This is a genomic window from Pedobacter panaciterrae (assembly GCF_013204795.1).
Classification (GTDB): domain Bacteria; phylum Bacteroidota; class Bacteroidia; order Sphingobacteriales; family Sphingobacteriaceae; genus Pedobacter; species Pedobacter panaciterrae.
Window position 1 is genome coordinate 828,599 of record NZ_JABMKW010000020.1, and the last position, 17,070, is coordinate 845,668.

Here is a 17,070-nt window from a genome sequence, read left to right on the forward strand (position 1 = left end):
AAAAAAGATACCAGGTATGAAAAAAGATACGAATATTGATTTACAGCCATTTGTAAAAGAGGAAACCGGAGAATATAACTGCCCGATGACAAAAGTGCTTCGTATTATTGGTGGCAAATGGAAGCTGCTGATCCTGAATGCTATTTTATTGGAATGTCCGAAGCGTTTTGGGGCACTTAAAAAGAAGATGCCTGATATTACCCAGGCTACGCTTACTACACAATTGCGCGAGCTGGAACGTGATGGTATTATTTTACGAACGGTTTATGCAGAATCGCCACCAAGAGTAGAATATAAGTTAACTGAATTGGGCTTAACCCTGGTTCCGATTATTGAATTGTTAAACCAATGGGGCAATACCCATTGCATCCACAATAAAGAGGGTGTCCTCTAAAAGGTAAGGTCATCCTCTCGAGGTAAAGAGAGGATGACCAGGTGAGGCTACAAACGTCCCCTAGCTTCATTTCCTGCAGCGTCCACGTTTTCCTTACTGTCTTGCTTTTTCCCACTCGAGAAATTATAGGTGAAGAAAACGCCAATATACCTCACAAAATCAAGTCTGTTTCTTAAAACGTTTCTGGTAAATTCCGCAGTATTGATTTCATATCGAGGTTTATATAAATGAAAAGGGTCCTGCAATTCAAAACTCGAAGTTAGTCGATCATTAAGAAAGCTCTTTTTTATGTTTATGTCCAGTTTGCCAACTCTTTGTTGGTCATAAATACCATAGAAATCACTGGTTTTATAAAATCCTGAAACCTCAACAAAGTACTTTCTCGGCAAATTAAATTTACTGGCAGTCCTAACGTATTGTATAAATTTAGACCTGTTTAAGGTCTCAGTGCCATGAATATCTATCGTCCGGTACCTCAGCGTGGCACTCGTATTAATTTCCCACCAATTGGTTAACTTTATTGGAATGTACAAAGAGGTGAAAACATTATTATTGTCAGTGATATTTTCGTCCCTTGAAATGATGACATCCCCAATATTAGTGAGATTCTCAGTAATGGCATTATTGGTATTTTGATACCCAACAGTTAAACTGTATTTCCTGTTTAACAAATATTCCAATTGCAAATTATTGCTGAAGTAAGATCGCAAGTTAGGATTTCCTTCCTGGATGCTATTGAGACTTACATAGGTAACAAAAGGATTCAATTGTCTGAATCCAGGGCGATCTATCGTTCTGTTATATGAGAGTGTAAGTGAATGATTTTCTCCAAATTTCCTATTTAAAAAAGCGGATGGAAAAAAGTTCCACTGGTTACGTCCGATAGTTTGTTCTGTAGTAACTGATTTACCATGGTAATTAGTTTGTTCAGTCCTTATTCCGACTTTGAAATCCCATTGTTTAAAAGACTTGGCAACCGTGCCGTAGAAGGCCAGAATATATTCACTATACAAAAACCTGTTGGACTTTAAGGGATCTAATGGAGACTGCTCATTCAGGCCATTTCGAAAATCCATTGAATAATCCGTATTGGATGCAGTAAATTTACTTCCGGTATTAAATACAAGTAATTTAAAGAGATGTTTTTCTAAATCTATATTGGCTACATGCACCATCGATTTGCCGATCGTCTTGGTGAATAAGCTATCACGAGGATGGGATTCTGCCCCATTTCCGTTTAAAAATTCAGTTTCTAAAGCGGAAGGGTCTCTCAAGCCATAGGATATATAGCTATACCCAATATCCAGTTTACTACCAATTGTATCAAGTTTATTCCGGTAAAATGCGTTAGCCATTTGGTTAACATAACGAAATGTAGTGCTTTTTTTTGTGTGCAAAGAAGAGTCGACAGTACTTGCCTTTATATTGGCCAGATAATCAATATCTGTTTTATATATGCTACTGACACTGCCAGGATTGGTAAACATATTGTAACTGACGCCAAGGGTTTGTTGAGAATTCAGTTTATAATCCACACTGGCATTATAGCCTATGCTGTGATAACGTTCGTCGTACTTTTCGGTTTGCTTGCTAATAATGCCTGTTGATTTGAACTGCTGACTAATGTTATCTTCATAAAAAGCCGGAGTCCAGAAATAATTAAAACTTCCCTGAAAATTAAATTTACCTGCACGGTAATTCAAAAATGTTGTGGCTTTTGTGTTGTCGTATTTATTATACCAGTACCCGCTGCTTACATTACCGCTAAGCCCGTATTTGTACTCAGATTTTAAAACAATATTTATAATTACTCCGCCATTTTGCGCATCATTTTCGGCCCCAGGAACTGCTTTCAACTCATAAGATTTGATGGATTCAGAAGGAATAGACCGAAGATAAGATAACAACTGATCTCCCGACAGCAAGACTTTCCTGTTGTCAATATATACAGTCACACCTTGAGAGCCCCTGAACACAATTTCTTTTCCACTCACATAAACACCAGGTATTACGTTAAATAGTTTTAGGGCATCTTCACCTTTTTCATAGATACTACCCTCTATATTTAGGATCAATTTATCGAGAGAGCGACTGATTAGCTGCCTTGTAGTGGTAATAGTAACATCTTTTAATTGTATAGCTGATTTATTAAGAACAATATCAGGCACTTCAAGTACCTCTGCATTCCCTACGGTAATTTTCTGCATTAAGCTGTCTGTTTCCACTGACGATACCTTAAGCAAGTAGTCTCCCTGCTCATAAACCTTTAGGCTAAATCGGCCACCGGTGTCTGCTAGTGACGTAGAAACAATATTTTGATTGGTAACCTTCATAATTTGGATAGTAGCCAATTCAACTGGTTTGTGGTCAGAACCTACTATCCTCCCCCTTACAGTATACCCGGTTTCTTGTCTGCGCCTTTCCAGTAGAATATTATTGTTGACCTGTCGGAAAGAAAAATCCGTGTTTTTTAACAGTTCATATAATGTGTTTTCTACCGTTCTTGTACTAAATGCGATATTGAGGTCTGTAATTTCCTTTATTTCCGATTTCCTATAATAGAATCGGAAATTCGTTTGTGCCTCAATTTTTTTTAAACCAGCTAGTAAACTTTCATCTTCCAGTTTAATCGTCACTTTGCAATCGCTCATTTTCTGACCGTTTACCGGTACAGCCATGAGGAACTGCAATGAAATTAAGAAGAAAAGAGATATGACAATACTTACACGCATCAACCAGATTATAAATTGTTTATTTAATGTTATTATACCAATGAGATAAGCACATGCCACCCCCATATTCCACATTGTTGCAGAATTTTTCATAATTTTAAAATGTTTTAAGTGATTCCAATTATTTAAAGCCCCGGACACTCCGGGATTCCTGTAGACCGATGGCCGTCGGTTTACAGGTTATTTTGCTGACACTGCTTCCTTGAGGCATATTCAGCGTATATAAAGCTTAGTCGTTATTCATCTAAATAAATTTTGCAGGTAATACTAATTACAACCTTCGCCATAGATGACGATGTGTCCACTTGATTTGGTTTCCCAGGTTGCGTTATTAAAGTCAGTGATCACGTCTAAAATTTTGTTCAGTTGATCTCCTTTCAGTGTTGCGCCGCTAAATCGACATCTTTTTAATTTGTCATTATTAAAAGTAATCTTCACATGAAAATGCTTTTCAAGCTGTATTGCTGCATCTGCAAGGGTAATATCATCAAAAAGTATATTCTCATCCCTCCAGGCTATAACCGTTTGAGCATCTATTGTTTTTTCGATAGGTTTTCTGCTTATCATATCAAGACTTACCTGCTGATTGCTGGTAAGAATGCTTAAAACCTTACCGTCGTCTGCTACACTCACTTTACCCCTGGTTACCGTAACTTCCAGCGTATGCTTGCTTTGATCTTCTTTAATATTAAAGGCAGTTCCCAGTACTGTGGTAAGTACTTTTCCTGTGTGAATGAGAAAAGGTTTCGCGGCATCATGTTTAACATCAAAATAGGCTTCCCCCGAAAGATAAATCTCTCTTGTTTTTCCATTAAATACTTTAGGATATTTTAATTCAGAACCGGCATTTAACCAAACCTGGGTACCATCAGCAAGGGTAATCTGTTTTTTTTCCTGATCAGGAATGGACAGTGAGGTTAAATCTTGCGACAGCATGCGCTTTTCTAATAGTGGCCAGCTTAAGTAGAGGCCAAAAACCATAATTAACACGGCTGCCACACCTGCAATTTTGTACCATAAGTATGTTCTTGATTCTATTAGCACTACTTTAGGCTCATTTGCCTTAATAGTATCCTTAATCTCCATAAACACATCAGAAAGCCATTGCTCTTTACCGGAACGATCTAACTGTTGCCACTCGGGATCAGCATTTCCATTTTCTGCCAACCATTTTTCAATCAGGTGATCTTCTTCAATAGAAGTCTCTCTTTTTTGGTAACGGCCTAATAAAGCTTCGATATTATCGCGGTTCATTTTATCGGATTTTGACAATAGTCGTATGAACCCCCGTTTGGTACTATGAGAAAATAAAATATTTTTTTTTAGCGTATCATAGAACCGCTAATATAGATACCAAAATACTAGTGCAGAAACAGAACTAATTGTTAATGACCGGCGCAAATGCTTCAAAGCAGACGTTAGCTGATTTTTTACGGTTTGCTCAGAAAGCTGTAATTTATTTGCTATTTCAGGAATGCTTAAGTTTTCCTCTCGGCTTAAATGGTAGATCTCTTGAACTCTTGGAGATAATTTTTCCAAAGATTTACCAATAGTCTGTTTTAATTCTTTTAACGCTATTTGCTGTTCAATTTCTGATCCTAAACTTGTCTGTAAAGACAGCACCATTCCCATGTAATCTTCATGAGTAATGTTCTTTCTGATCTTATCAATGATACGATAACGAACCATTGTAAATAAGTAAGCCTCTAAATTCCGATCTATTTTTAGGGATTTCCTTTCCTCCCAAAATTTCACGAATAGGTCGTGAATGATGTCGCGTGAATCTTCAAGGCTATATAATTTAGAACTGGCAAACCCGGCTAACTTGTCCGCATAACGGTAATAAATTTCGGTAAAAGCGGCTTCATCATCCTTTTTTAAAAGATCGACCAGCTGAAGATCGCTCGATGAATTGTATACCGACATTTATTTTAGCGTAAATTATAATTGGCGAAGCTACAGGAAATAGTGATTCCTTGCAACCACATTTATCTATGTACCAGCTAGGAGTCAATTATGTTCTATTTTACCAATATTGAGACGCATACGCGAAAACTTGATACAGATGCACGGTCTTAACAAACTTCAATCACTTAATTTTACAATCCAAACTAATAATACAAATCAACTATATACACAAAAATGAACAAATCCAACAAATTAAAGGTCCTGGGCTTGCTGGCTTGCTTTTTCGCAATAGGCCAAACCCAAGCTCAGGATAGGAAGGCACCTTCCTACCCGTTAATCACGCACAATCCCAATTTCAGTATCTGGTCAAATACCGATCAACTCAATGCATCTACTACAACTCACTGGACAGGCGCAGATCACTCACTACTGGGTCTGATCAATGTAGACGGTAACATCTACCGCTTTCTTGGTAAGGAAGAGACAAACTATAAAACAATACTCGGTACTTCTGACGAAACTCCTTATACAGTAAAGTATACGGAAACGGCACCGCAAGGCGACTGGAAGTCGGCTGCATACGCTGCTGCTGATTGGAAAACCGGTTCGGCTCCTATTGGAGATGACGCCAAACAAGTAAAAACACTTTGGAAATCTAATGACATCTGGGTAAGGAGGTCGTTTAATATTGCCAATCCTGCCAGCATCAATGAGCTGTTGTTAAAAATGAACCATGATGACAACATTGAAGTATATCTGAACGGTAAAAAGGTTTATCAAAAAGAAGGATGGACCAATACGTTCCAATATTTCCCACTAGATAAAAGCGACCTAAAGGCCGGCCAGAATGTGATCGCCATCCACCTGGCCAACTCGGCCGGAGGCAGATATCTGGACTTTGGTTTGGCTGATAAACTGAAGGACAATGCGGCCAAGATTCAACTGGCGAAACAGAAAAACGTAGAGGTTACTGCTACGCAAACGATCTATGATTTTACTTGTGGCAAAGTTGATCTTAAAGTTACCTTTACTTCGCCCCTGCTTATGAATGATTTGAGATTACTGGCACGCCCGGTTTCTTACATCACATACAATGTACAGGCCAACGACAAAAAAACTCACGCGGTAAAGGTTTTGCTAAGTGCTTCTTCAAACATAGCAGTATATAGACCTTCACAGGAAGTAACTGCTAAAAAATACTCAACAGCTAAATTATCAATCCTAAAAGCGGGTACGGTAGAACAACCAGTTCTGCAAAAGGGTGCTGATGACATGCGCATCGATTGGGGTTATTTCTACGTGGCTGCTCCTAAGTCCAGCAATGCGGTACAGTTTATCACCAACAGTAGTTCTGCAGCTGATGCATTCAGAAACGGGTCCTCAGCTTCTACTGCCTCCGGTGGCAAATCTCTTGCCCTAAACACTGTCGTTCCTTTTGGAACTGTTGGCCAAACAGAGGTAGAGCGCTTTGTTGAGCTGGGTTACGACGAGGTTTATGCAATTCAGTATTTCAAGAGAAACCTGAGACCTTGGTGGAACACTTCTGGAAAGGAAACTATGGAAGGTCAACTGACCGATGCAGCTAATCAGTACAAAGAGGTAATGCAAAAATGTAAGACTTTTAACAAAGAAGTATATGCTGATGCACTTAAATCTGGTGGTAAGGAATATGCACACTTGTGCATTCTTGGCTATCGCCAGAGTATTGCAGCACATACCTTGGTAAAAAGTCCTGAGGGAGAAATCTTATGGTTATCTAAAGAAAATAATAGTGGTGGATTCATCAATACTGTTGATGTAACGTACCCTTCTGCCCCGCTCTACCTGATTTACAATCCTGCTTTGCTGCAAGGTATGTTAAACGGTATATTTTATTTCAGCGAAAGTGGAAAATATCCCCACCCATGGGCCGCACACGATTTGGGTACATACCCATTGGCTAACGGCCAGACTTATGGAGAACCGATGCCAGTTGAAGAATCGGGCAATATGATTATCCTTACAGCAGCGATTGCGAAGGCACAGGGCAATGCAAATTATGCAAAAAAGCATTGGAAAACCCTGACCACTTGGGCAGATTACCTGACCAAAGAAGGATTGGATCCCAAAACACAGTTGTGCACTGATGATTTTGCAGGCCACCTGGCAAGAAATGCAAACTTATCAGTAAAAGCAATTGTAGGTATTGCCAGCTATGCACAAATGGCTGAAACACTAGGCTATACAGAAACGGCTACCAAATACAGAGCCATTGCCGAAAGCATGGTTCCTAAATGGATAGAAATGGCTGATGCAGGCGATCATTATGCGCTGACTTTTGACAACAAAAATACCTGGAGCCAGAAGTATAACCTGGTTTGGGATAAAGTTTTGGATCTGAACTTATTTCCTCAGAAGGTTTATGATACCGAAATCAAGTATTACCTGACAAAGCAAAACAAATTCGGTTTACCTTTGGACAGCAGAAAGGCATATACTAAAAATGACTGGATCTTATGGACGGCGACTTTTGCTCCAACCGAAAAGGAATTTGAAGCGCTGGTAAAACCTGTTTACAGACATGCCATCGAAACGGAATCACGCGTTCCTTTGAACGATTTTTATGATTCCAATACCGGTATCCGCGACAACTTTAAAGCAAGAAGTGTAGTTGGTGGATTCTATATGAAACTTTTTTCAGACAAACTGAAAGGAAAATAAATCGGCTTTTGTTGAAATCCTGTGTCATTACTGGCACAGGATTTTCTATGATTTTTACTTATTAAAATCCGGATACGGAATCCCTTTGCCTGTTTCACAAAGCAATTTCAAGCTCCTTAAAAAGAGCGCCCAGTCAAAACTGCAGCCTGCAAATTCTGATGTATATGCTGCCCATCCATCATGATGAAAAGATAGCGTAGATCCTTTGCGATGTGGCTCCAATTCAAAAGTAATCGTAGTGCCTACCCACTCTTCATATGCTTTAAGGCAAAGCCATTTTACGCTACTGTATGGTTTAAGTTCAGTAATCTCCATTTCTTTAGTGTAGCTCGGTCCAAAAGCAAACCTGGCAACACTCCCTATTTCAGGTTTTGCAACGGTATCGGGAGTCCACCAGCCCGCTAAGCCTTTTTGGGTGGTTAGGGCACCATAAACCTTTTCTACCGGTGCTTCAATAAGCAGTTTGTGATAAATACTTTTTGTTTGTTCTCTTGAAAGCTCATTCTCTGGCAACTGCGTTTTAAGAGTCCCTTGTTCTACATCCTTAGGTGTTGCATCACCTTTACCTGTTAAAATAAGATTTTTCAAACTATCTTGTATATAATGTGTCCATGCATCGTGGCAGACATTAAAACACTCATAATCTGGCACCAACCCCTGGTGTGTAAATTTCAATTGCGTTTTACCATCTTTTTCAGAGATCTCAAAGACTACATTAGTATCTTTCCACTCAGACTCATCTTTAGTAAATTTGAAATAGTTATCAAGCACATGCCAAGCCACTTTTTTGTTTGGCACAAGCTCAGTAATCCGCATTTTGGCGCGATGGACATCCTGGTAATGATATAAAAACTCACTATTATGTTTGTCTGTGTCTCCGTCAATATTTTCAGACCACCAGCCACGTACATTATTAATAGCACTAAAAACATCCGATGCTGTGGCATCAACTAAAATCGTTGTTGTGAAATCTTCATTTTTCATAGTCGTAAGAATTATTATTTAAAAAATATATTCCTGCATCCATTTGCCAGATGCTTTCTAATTCAAAATTACAGACAAACACAGATCGATAAGAGGTGTATAATAGACTTTCTTAGGGGTTGATTTAGACAATGTTGTTAATAGTTTTTGAAGTTACCGATTATATCAATCGACTTTAACACTATTTAACACCTGGCGCTCAATGGATTCGAAAAGTAAACCATCATAATTACATAACTTTAGATATGCGTTTAACAGCTCTTCTTTTAGTTTTACAATTCTTTCTGGTCCTACAGGTTTCATCTCAAGTTGTTACTGGTACAGTGGTTGACAGAGATTCACGCCTCAAGTTAGAAAACGTAGAAGTAACGAATGGTACTTCCAAAGAAAAGGCAATCACTAATGCCAAAGGCGAGTTTAATATTAGGGCTATTCCTAATCAAATATTAATTTTTAATCAGCCTGGTTACTTTTCCGACACCCTGTTTTTGATAAATGCAAAGCCTATACACAAGTATATGACACTAAACAATAGATTTCTTAATACTGTAGAAATCAAAGCTGAGGCATTTAATCCTGAAATACAATATGCAGATGTATATCGAAAAGCACAGGCAATTAAACTGGCAAAGAACCAACCATTCATTTTCTCTCCTTCCAGGTATTTTAGTCGGGAGGGAAAGTTTGCCAGACGGTTTAAAAGGAAACTGGAACGTGAGAAAACCGAGCGCAAGATCGATCAGCGATTTAATGAAAAGGTAGTTAAAACATACACTCCGCTCACTGGAGCTGAACTGGATTATTTTATGGTATTGTACAGGCCAACAATAAAAAAACTAGACAGGATGAATGAGGAGGATATGAAGTTTTACCTAATGGCCGCATATAAAGAATTTAAGGCTTTACCACCAGAAAAAAAGGTTTCGCCTTCCTTGAAAAGTAACAAATAAGAAAATCGTATTATTATTTAAATGTAGACCTTTTATCCAAAGGCTGCCAATAAATATTTCCTTTAAGTTTTCCTGTATGGACTCGAACCACAATCTTCTGAACCAAAATCAGACGTGCTACCATTGCACCACAGGAAAATAAGTGGAAATAAAAGGACTCGAACCTTTAACCGGTACCGTATAAGAGTACTGCTCTAACCATTGAGCTATATTTCCATTTTATGTAGAGTAACCCGGATTCGAACCGGGAACCTCCTGCTCCCAAAGCAGGTAATCTGACCAATTGATATATTACTCTAAAAATTCTTGTTAAAACAAAAGAGTCCCCTTAGGTTATCTAAGAGGACTCTTTTGTTTTAAATATTTCATTCAATACATAGCTATCCCCTTCGATAAATCGGTTGTGGTATAAAGTTTTGTATTGATGTAGTTTTCATATTAAATGGTATAAAATTTCTTGCTAAAACAAAGAGTCCTCTCAGGCTTACCTAAGAGGACTCTTTGTTTTAAATATTTTTATTCAATACATAGCTATCCCCTCCGATAAATCGGCTGCGGTATAAAGCTTTGTATTGATGTTGTTTTCATGCTGCAATAATACACAAATTTTCAGCTATCCAAAAAATATTTTTTTTATTGATTACCATTTTTCCTCAACAACTATAAGAAAAGCACCACTTATAACAGTAATCTTGTTATAGGTGGTGCCCATCAAAATCTTATCTAGAAAGAGTGATCTAGTTACAATAAATCAAACCTATCTAAATTCATTACTTTACTCCAGGCCGCTACAAAGTCTTTCACAAACTTACTTTGGGCATCGGCGCTTCCATATACTTCCGCAATAGCTCTCAATTCTGAGTTAGAGCCAAACACAAGATCTGCACGAGTTGCGGTCCACTTTATCTCACCAGTAGTACGATCACTGCCTTCATATAGTTCTCTATCTTGAGATACGGCTTTCCATGAGGTTCTCATATCCAGCAGATTTACAAAGAAATCGTTAGTAAGCTGTCCCGAACGAGAAGTGAAAATACCATGTTTTGAACCATCAAAATTTGTATTCAATGCACGCAGCCCTCCTACTAAGACTGTTAACTCAGGCGCAGAAAGAGTCAGCAAATGCGCTTTATCTATCAATAACTCTTCAGTAGATACAGGAATTTTTGATTTACGATAATTGCGGAAACCATCAGCAATTGGCTCCAGATAACCCACAGATTCCACATCGGTTTGTTCCTGCGAAGCATCTGCACGGCCAGATGCAAAAGGCACCGTAACGGTATGTCCTGCATCCTTCGCTGCTTTTTCAATACCTGCACCACCTGCCAGTACGATCAAATCTGCTAAAGAAACTTTTTTACCGTCAGACTGTACACTATTAAAATCTTTCTGAATACTTTCTAACTTATCGAGCACCTTTTGTAACTGCGATGGATTATTCACCTGCCAGTATTTTTGAGGGGCCAGGCGAATACGAGCACCATTAGCCCCACCCCTTTTGTCTGAACCACGGAAAGTGGAAGCTGATGCCCATGCTGTAGAAACCAGTTCTGATACACTCAATCCCGATTCCAATACTTTTGCCTTCAATGCGGTAATATCATTCTCGTCTATTAGCTTATGGTCAACTGCAGGAATCGGATCTTGCCAAATCAATTCTTCTGTAGGCACATCCGGCCCAAGGTACCGCGCACGTGGTCCCATATCACGGTGTGTTAATTTGAACCAAGCACGGGCAAAAGCATCTGCAAATTCATCCGGGTTTTCCAGAAAACGTCTCGATATTTTTTCGTAGGCAGGATCAAACCTCAAGGCAAGATCAGTTGTAAGCATACTAGGTGCATGTTTTTTTGAACTATCAAATGCATCCGGAATAATATCTCCTGCATCTTTAGCTACCCACTGGTGTGCACCAGCCGGACTTTTAGTAAGTTGCCATTCAAAACCAAGCAGGTTTTCAAAGAAATTATTGCTCCATTGGGTTGGTGTTGTTGTCCAGATTACTTCAAGCCCACTTGTAATCGCATCAGCACCTTTACCTGAGCCATAACTGTTGCTCCAGCCAAGACCCTGCATATCCAGGTCAACGGCTTCAGGCTCTTTGCCTACATTAGTAGCTGGTGCAGCTCCATGAGTCTTACCAAAACTATGACCTCCTGCAATTAAAGCAACCGTTTCTTCATCGTTCATTGCCATACGACCAAAAGTATCGCGGATGTCTTTAGCTGCGGCAATAGGATCTGGATTACCATCAGGTCCTTCAGGATTTACATAAATAAGTCCCATCTGTACGGCAGCCAATGGTTTCTCCAGATTGCGCGAGTGGATTTTACCGTCTGCATTGTCGTCAGACACCACTACTCCGTGGTTCTCTTCAACACCTTCTGATCCGTGCGTATAACGCAGGTCACCACCAAGCCATGTGGTCTCAGAACCCCAATACACATCCTCATCCGGTTCCCAAACGTCTGGACGCCCACCGGCAAAACCAAAAGTTTTAAAGCCCATTGATTCGAGTGCGATATTTCCGGTAAGAATCATCAAATCGGCCCATGAAATCTTATTACCGTATTTTTGTTTAATAGGCCAAAGTAGCCTGCGGGCTTTATCAAGGCTCACATTATCTGGCCAACTATTAAGCGGGGCAAAACGTTGCTGCCCTGCGCCTGCTCCACCTCGGCCATCACCCACACGATACGTACCGGCACTATGCCATGCCATGCGGATAAACAAACCACCATAATGTCCAAAGTCTGCCGGCCACCAGTCCTGGGAGTCAGTCATAAGTGCATGAAGATCTTTTTTTACGGCTTCCAGATCAAGGCTTTTAAAAGCCTCTGTATAGTTAAAATCTTCGCCCAGTGGGTTCGACAACGAGGAATGCTGACGCAGGATGCTTAACTTTAATTGGTTGGGCCACCAGTCACGGTTTCTGGTGCCGCCACCGCCAACATTGTGTTTCATGCTGCCATTATGAAATGGGCATTTACTGATATCGTTTGATTCTTTTTCCATTTTTATCAATTTATGGTATTGAACTGTTTGCAAGTCGTGTTCTGACTATTTATAAATTTATGATATTAGGACTAATAATCACAATCATTTAATTCTATAATTCAATAGGTAAAATCTATTACGGCAAGTATAAATCTATAATTCCTTAAGGACTAAGCCACTCTAAAACTGTTTAAAATGTAAGACATTCAATGTTGCTAATATTAAAACTCTTCTTATATTTGGCCATTATTTTTAATTAATCTAAATAAGCCTTACATGAAGATACTTTACGCTGCGCTCTCTTTTATTTGTTTGTCTCTAGTTGCTCAGGTAGCATCAGCCCAGCTAAGCATAAATGGCAAAATAACAGACAAATCCAACAAACCCATTCCTGGAGCCACCGTCAAATTGGTAGAAAAGAATTTGATTCAGATCACTGATCAGGATGGTCTTTTCGAGTTTTCCGATCTTACTCCCAGCTCTTATAGCTTTATTGCTTCTTATATTGGTTATGAAACACAGAGCACAAAGTTTAACGTTCAAAATGGGAAAACACAATTAACCATCCAATTGGAGAATAAAGACAACGAATTGCAAGGTGTAGAGATAACCGGAAGGAAAGAACAGGCATATAAGAATACCAAATCCTTTTCCGGAACAAAAACGGAAACTCCCCTGCGGTATGTACCACAGGCAATCAGTTATGTAACCAAAGAGGTTATAGACGATCAGCAGGCTTTTAAAGCAAGTGATGTAATTAAAAACATCAGCGGTGCTACTCATTTTTCTTACTACAATAATGACATCTCTCTGAGAGGATTCAGATCCAGCAATGCATTAATTAACGGTCTGAGAACCCCTACTAGCAGCTGGAGCCAACCCTTGCTTCCAAACGTAGAGCGTATAGAGGTAATAAAAGGCCCGGCATCTGCCTTATTCGCAAACACAGACCCGGGAGGTACAGTGAACACCGTGACGAAGAAACCGCTAGACGAGGCCAGGAAATCAATCAATTTCTCTACAGGAAGTTACAATACCAACAGGCTGATGGCAGATTTCACGGGCCCTATGAACGATACCAAGACTTTACTTTACCGCCTGAACCTTGCTTACCAAAATGCAGAGTCATTCCGGGTACTACAAGGTGGTGAGGATATTGTTATTGCACCGTCCATTTCATTCATCCCTGATGACAAAACACAAGTGAACTTTGACTTTGTATATTCTAAAACCAAAAGTCGCTTAGACCGCGGTCAGCCAATATTTGGCGCTACTGCCGGAACTGACCTTAACTCCACCCCTATTTCTTTTGCTCTTGGAAAAAGAAATGATTTCGAGAATGAAACAAATTTGTACGTTACCACATCACTACAAAGAAAAATCACCAAAAATGTGACTTTCAATGCCTCTTATATGAAGTTTATGTATGATGAGGACTTACTTGAGCACCGTACTTCAAACAGGTACGCAGTAGATGCTGCCGGAGTTTCAATTCCTACAAAGATGGAAATGCAGACCATCCGCAGACAAGGAAAAAATTATAGCGATAACATTACCGCATATTTTGTTACAGACTTCGAAACAGGGCCTTTAAAACATAAAGTAGTTACAGGATACGATTATATCCAAAATGAATCACCTATAGGTAATTCCAATTATAATGCAACAGGATATCGTAAACTGGATGGTACAGTGGGTAATTATAACAAAAACACACCTGGACTTTTTGTGATGAAAGACGGCAATCCGGTGCCAAATGTTCCTCATTTTGACCTCGTAAATCCTGATTATTCCATTTCTGAAATTTCCGGCTACATCAATACCTCTTCACAAACTGATCCTGCCAAATATTATGTTCATGGGATTTACATCCAGGATCAGATCAGCTTTGGCAAATTTCAGGCTTTACTGGCCCTAAGACAAGAATACTATACAGATATCAACAGATATAAAAAACCGGATGAGAAAAAGGTAGAACAAAAAGCACTCATACCTAGACTTGGTTTGGTTTATACGCCTTTAGATCAGGTAAGCTTCTATGGTACTTATGCTGAAGGTTATCAGCCACAAAGTGTTGCTCAGATTGGAGATCCAGTCCGATTCGGCGGTCCATTTGATCCCCTAATCAGTAACATGTATGAAGTGGGTGCAAAAACTGAATTCTTTGAAAAACGACTTTCTGCCAACCTTTCGTTTTATCGAATAGAGCAGAAAAATGTATTAATCAACGCTGGCAACCCTGGAAATACCGAAGAACTCAGACAAGAAGGCCAGCAACGCGCTAAGGGTATTGAGATCGACATCAATGGTGCCATTATGCCAAATTTCAGTGTTACAGCAAACTTTGCAATCAGCAGAGCTGAAACCACAAAAAGCGACAAACCTGAAAATGTAGGCCTGTTGAATGCCAATGCTCCAAAAGCGCAAGGCGGTTTATGGGCAAAATACACATTCCTGAACCCTGACCTAAAAGGTCTTGGTATAGGTGCTGGTGTAAATTACACCGGCAAAAGAAACACCCTGAATACGATATTGGAACTTCCTGAATATACACTATTCAGTGCAGCGCTATATTATAGTATTGATAAGTTCAAAATTTCGGGTAACCTGAACAACGTATTCAACAAAACCCATTGGGTTGGTGGATATGATTTTAATAGATTGTATCCGGGTGCACCAAGAAATTTCATGATTGGAATTGGTTATACATTCTAATGAAACCGAATAATAACGATAAAAAGGGGCATAATTTGCTCTGGAAAATTCATCATTGGGCGGGCTTGTACACAGGCATTGTGATTGGTATTCTTTGCCTAACCGGCGCAATCGCTGTTTTCATCCCTGAGATCGACGGCTGGATCCAACGGCGTTATTATTCGGTTTATACTACCCCTCTTTCGGCGCCTGCACTACCCAAAATTGATAATGCGTTTACCGAAGCTAAAAAGCAGTATCCCAAGATGGCTGGTTTACTGATCGATATGCCCGACAGGCCGGAAGGCATAGCCACCTTCAGTTTTGTTGTAAAAGGCAAAGACAAAGCCTCAAATCAGTCCTATTCTCTGTTTGTTGATCCGGTGCATGATAAAATCCTGGGCAATCGCGACCGACAAAACTCGCTGGCTAATTACCTAAGGCAAATGCACGTACGTTTGTACGAAGGTTTTTGGGGTCGACAGCTTGTAGGTTTAGCTGGAGTGGCCTTTGTAGTAGTAACCATTACCGGTTTTCTGATCTATGGGAACTTTATGAAAAAACAGCCTTATCCAAAAATCCGCAAGAAGAATGTGCGCATTTTAATGGCTGATTGGCATAAAATATTGGGTATAAGCGCGCTGGCTTTCAATTTTGTAATCGCGTGTTCCGGTGCCTGGTTAGGCTTGCAACCTAAACTGATGCAATGGTTTGACATTAAAGCCCCTAATGATTTTAAGGCTGAGGTAATCATAGATAAGAAAGAGGATGCAAACATTGCGGTACATTGGAATAAAGTATTTAAAGTAGCAAAACAAGAATTTCCCGGTCTTAAGCCAGGTTATATGCGTGCCTCTGAGGACGGAACAGCTACTATCGAAATTCATGGCAGCATAGACGGCCAGATATACGAAAGAAACATAAACTCGCTTGTTATTTCCAAGACTACTTACAAACCCTTATTCAAATGCGACATCAGCAAAGCATCATTCAGAGATAAATTTTATTCGGTACAAGAGGCTCTTCATTTTGGTGATTTTGGCGGTTTAGGTTTAAAAATATTATATGCCGTTCTTGGCCTTACAAGTGCCTTTTTGTCTATCAGTGGTTTTGTAGTGTATTTACACCGCACGGATAAGATGAAAAAAAGAGCCATTAGTCCTTTAAAAACTACTTTCATTTATTCTATCCTGATTTTGTTGATTCTTATTATCATTGCTATGATCAGCATGTTTATCGGCTACCGTCAGGCTTCCTTTATTGCTGCAATCATTGTAAATGGTATACTGGCCATATTCATCATTTATGCCATTACAAATTATATCCTTAAAAAAATGAAACCAAAAGCCAGCATCATATGAACATGAAAGCTTTTTCTTTAATCCAGCACAAACTGATCCCCACAGCGTTAATAGCTGGAAATATAGCCCTTGTCCACCTCATTTATTTACTGGCAAAAGGAGATTACAGCCAAACCTTATCGGCAACAGCTCTTTGCATTATCAGCTTAATAATTGGAATTTTACGCGCCAACAAGTACTTCTTGCTGGCAGGAATAATTTCATACACTATACTTATATTAAGTGCCTTAATCTTTCTGCCTGCTTAATTTTAAACATCCTCACCTGAACCTCGCTATACATATCATTTAGCAATAAAGGATAATTGAAGTCGTTACAATTTATGTATATTACATATATACAATTTA

General features: G+C 39.3%; 11 protein-coding genes and 2 tRNA genes. 6 read left to right on the forward strand and 7 right to left on the reverse strand.

Annotation, left to right across the window (positions count from 1 at the left end; translation table 11 throughout):
* Positions 1-16 precede the first annotated feature (16 nt).
* Complete coding sequence (locus tag HQN86_RS22390; protein ID WP_172663092.1) at positions 17-394, forward strand: winged helix-turn-helix transcriptional regulator; 378 nt, start codon at positions 17-19, stop codon at positions 392-394.
* Between the two features lie 47 nt (positions 395-441).
* On the opposite strand, the gene HQN86_RS22395 is transcribed toward HQN86_RS22390, so the two are convergent.
* The 3 genes from HQN86_RS22395 to HQN86_RS22405 form a co-directional block, all read right to left on the reverse strand.
* Positions 442-3,219, reverse strand: a complete 2,778-nt coding sequence (locus tag HQN86_RS22395; protein ID WP_172663093.1) for an outer membrane beta-barrel family protein — start codon at positions 3,217-3,219, stop codon at positions 442-444.
* 174 nt (positions 3,220-3,393) lie between these two features.
* Positions 3,394-4,380 (reverse strand): FecR family protein, encoded by a 987-nt coding sequence (locus tag HQN86_RS22400; RefSeq protein ID WP_172663094.1) that lies wholly within the window; start codon positions 4,378-4,380, stop codon positions 3,394-3,396.
* Positions 4,381-4,467: 87 nt separating this feature from the next.
* Positions 4,468-5,052, reverse strand: coding sequence for an RNA polymerase sigma factor (locus HQN86_RS22405; RefSeq protein ID WP_172663095.1), 585 nt, complete (start codon positions 5,050-5,052; stop codon positions 4,468-4,470).
* A 216-nt stretch (positions 5,053-5,268) separates the two neighbouring features.
* Here HQN86_RS22405 and HQN86_RS22410 point away from each other — a divergent pair, with 216 nt between their 5' ends.
* On the forward strand, positions 5,269-7,734 hold the full coding sequence (locus tag HQN86_RS22410) for a glutaminase family protein (RefSeq protein ID WP_172663096.1): 2,466 nt from the start codon (positions 5,269-5,271) through the stop codon (positions 7,732-7,734).
* A gap of 54 nt (positions 7,735-7,788) precedes the next feature.
* On the opposite strand, the gene HQN86_RS22415 is transcribed toward HQN86_RS22410, so the two are convergent.
* Entirely contained in the window at positions 7,789-8,718 is a 930-nt protein-coding gene (locus HQN86_RS22415) for an SRPBCC family protein (protein ID WP_172663097.1), read from the reverse strand.
* A 245-nt stretch (positions 8,719-8,963) separates the two neighbouring features.
* Between HQN86_RS22415 and HQN86_RS22420 the strand changes: the two genes are divergently transcribed.
* Positions 8,964-9,668: a peptidase associated/transthyretin-like domain-containing protein gene (locus HQN86_RS22420; RefSeq protein WP_172663098.1), complete on the forward strand. Its 705-nt coding sequence runs from the start codon at positions 8,964-8,966 to the stop codon at positions 9,666-9,668.
* A 143-nt stretch (positions 9,669-9,811) separates the two neighbouring features.
* Here the strand turns inward: HQN86_RS22420 and HQN86_RS22425 are convergent.
* From HQN86_RS22425 to katG, 3 genes are all read right to left on the reverse strand, one after another.
* Positions 9,812-9,884, reverse strand: a tRNA-Ile gene (locus HQN86_RS22425).
* Positions 9,885-9,892: 8 nt separating this feature from the next.
* Positions 9,893-9,966, reverse strand: a tRNA-Pro gene (locus tag HQN86_RS22430).
* A 443-nt stretch (positions 9,967-10,409) separates the two neighbouring features.
* Positions 10,410-12,686 (reverse strand): catalase/peroxidase HPI, encoded by a 2,277-nt coding sequence (gene katG, locus HQN86_RS22435; RefSeq protein WP_172663099.1) that lies wholly within the window; start codon positions 12,684-12,686, stop codon positions 10,410-10,412.
* A 258-nt stretch (positions 12,687-12,944) separates the two neighbouring features.
* Between katG and HQN86_RS22440 the strand changes: the two genes are divergently transcribed.
* Genes HQN86_RS22440 through HQN86_RS22450 form a run of 3 tightly spaced genes read left to right on the forward strand, consistent with a single transcriptional unit; the run spans position 12,945 to position 16,971 of the window.
* Positions 12,945-15,383 carry a TonB-dependent receptor gene (locus HQN86_RS22440; RefSeq protein WP_172663100.1) on the forward strand — a complete coding sequence of 813 codons (2,439 nt, stop codon included), beginning with the start codon at positions 12,945-12,947 and terminating at the stop codon, positions 15,381-15,383.
* Positions 15,383-16,723 carry a PepSY-associated TM helix domain-containing protein gene (locus HQN86_RS22445; RefSeq protein WP_172663101.1) on the forward strand — a complete coding sequence of 447 codons (1,341 nt, stop codon included), beginning with the start codon at positions 15,383-15,385 and terminating at the stop codon, positions 16,721-16,723. Before HQN86_RS22440 ends, HQN86_RS22445 begins: the two co-directional genes overlap by 1 nt.
* A complete protein-coding gene (locus HQN86_RS22450; protein ID WP_172663102.1) occupies positions 16,720-16,971 on the forward strand; it encodes a hypothetical protein in 252 nt (83 codons plus the stop codon). The genes HQN86_RS22445 and HQN86_RS22450 overlap by 4 nt, the downstream gene beginning before the upstream one ends.
* Positions 16,972-17,070 lie beyond the last annotated feature (99 nt).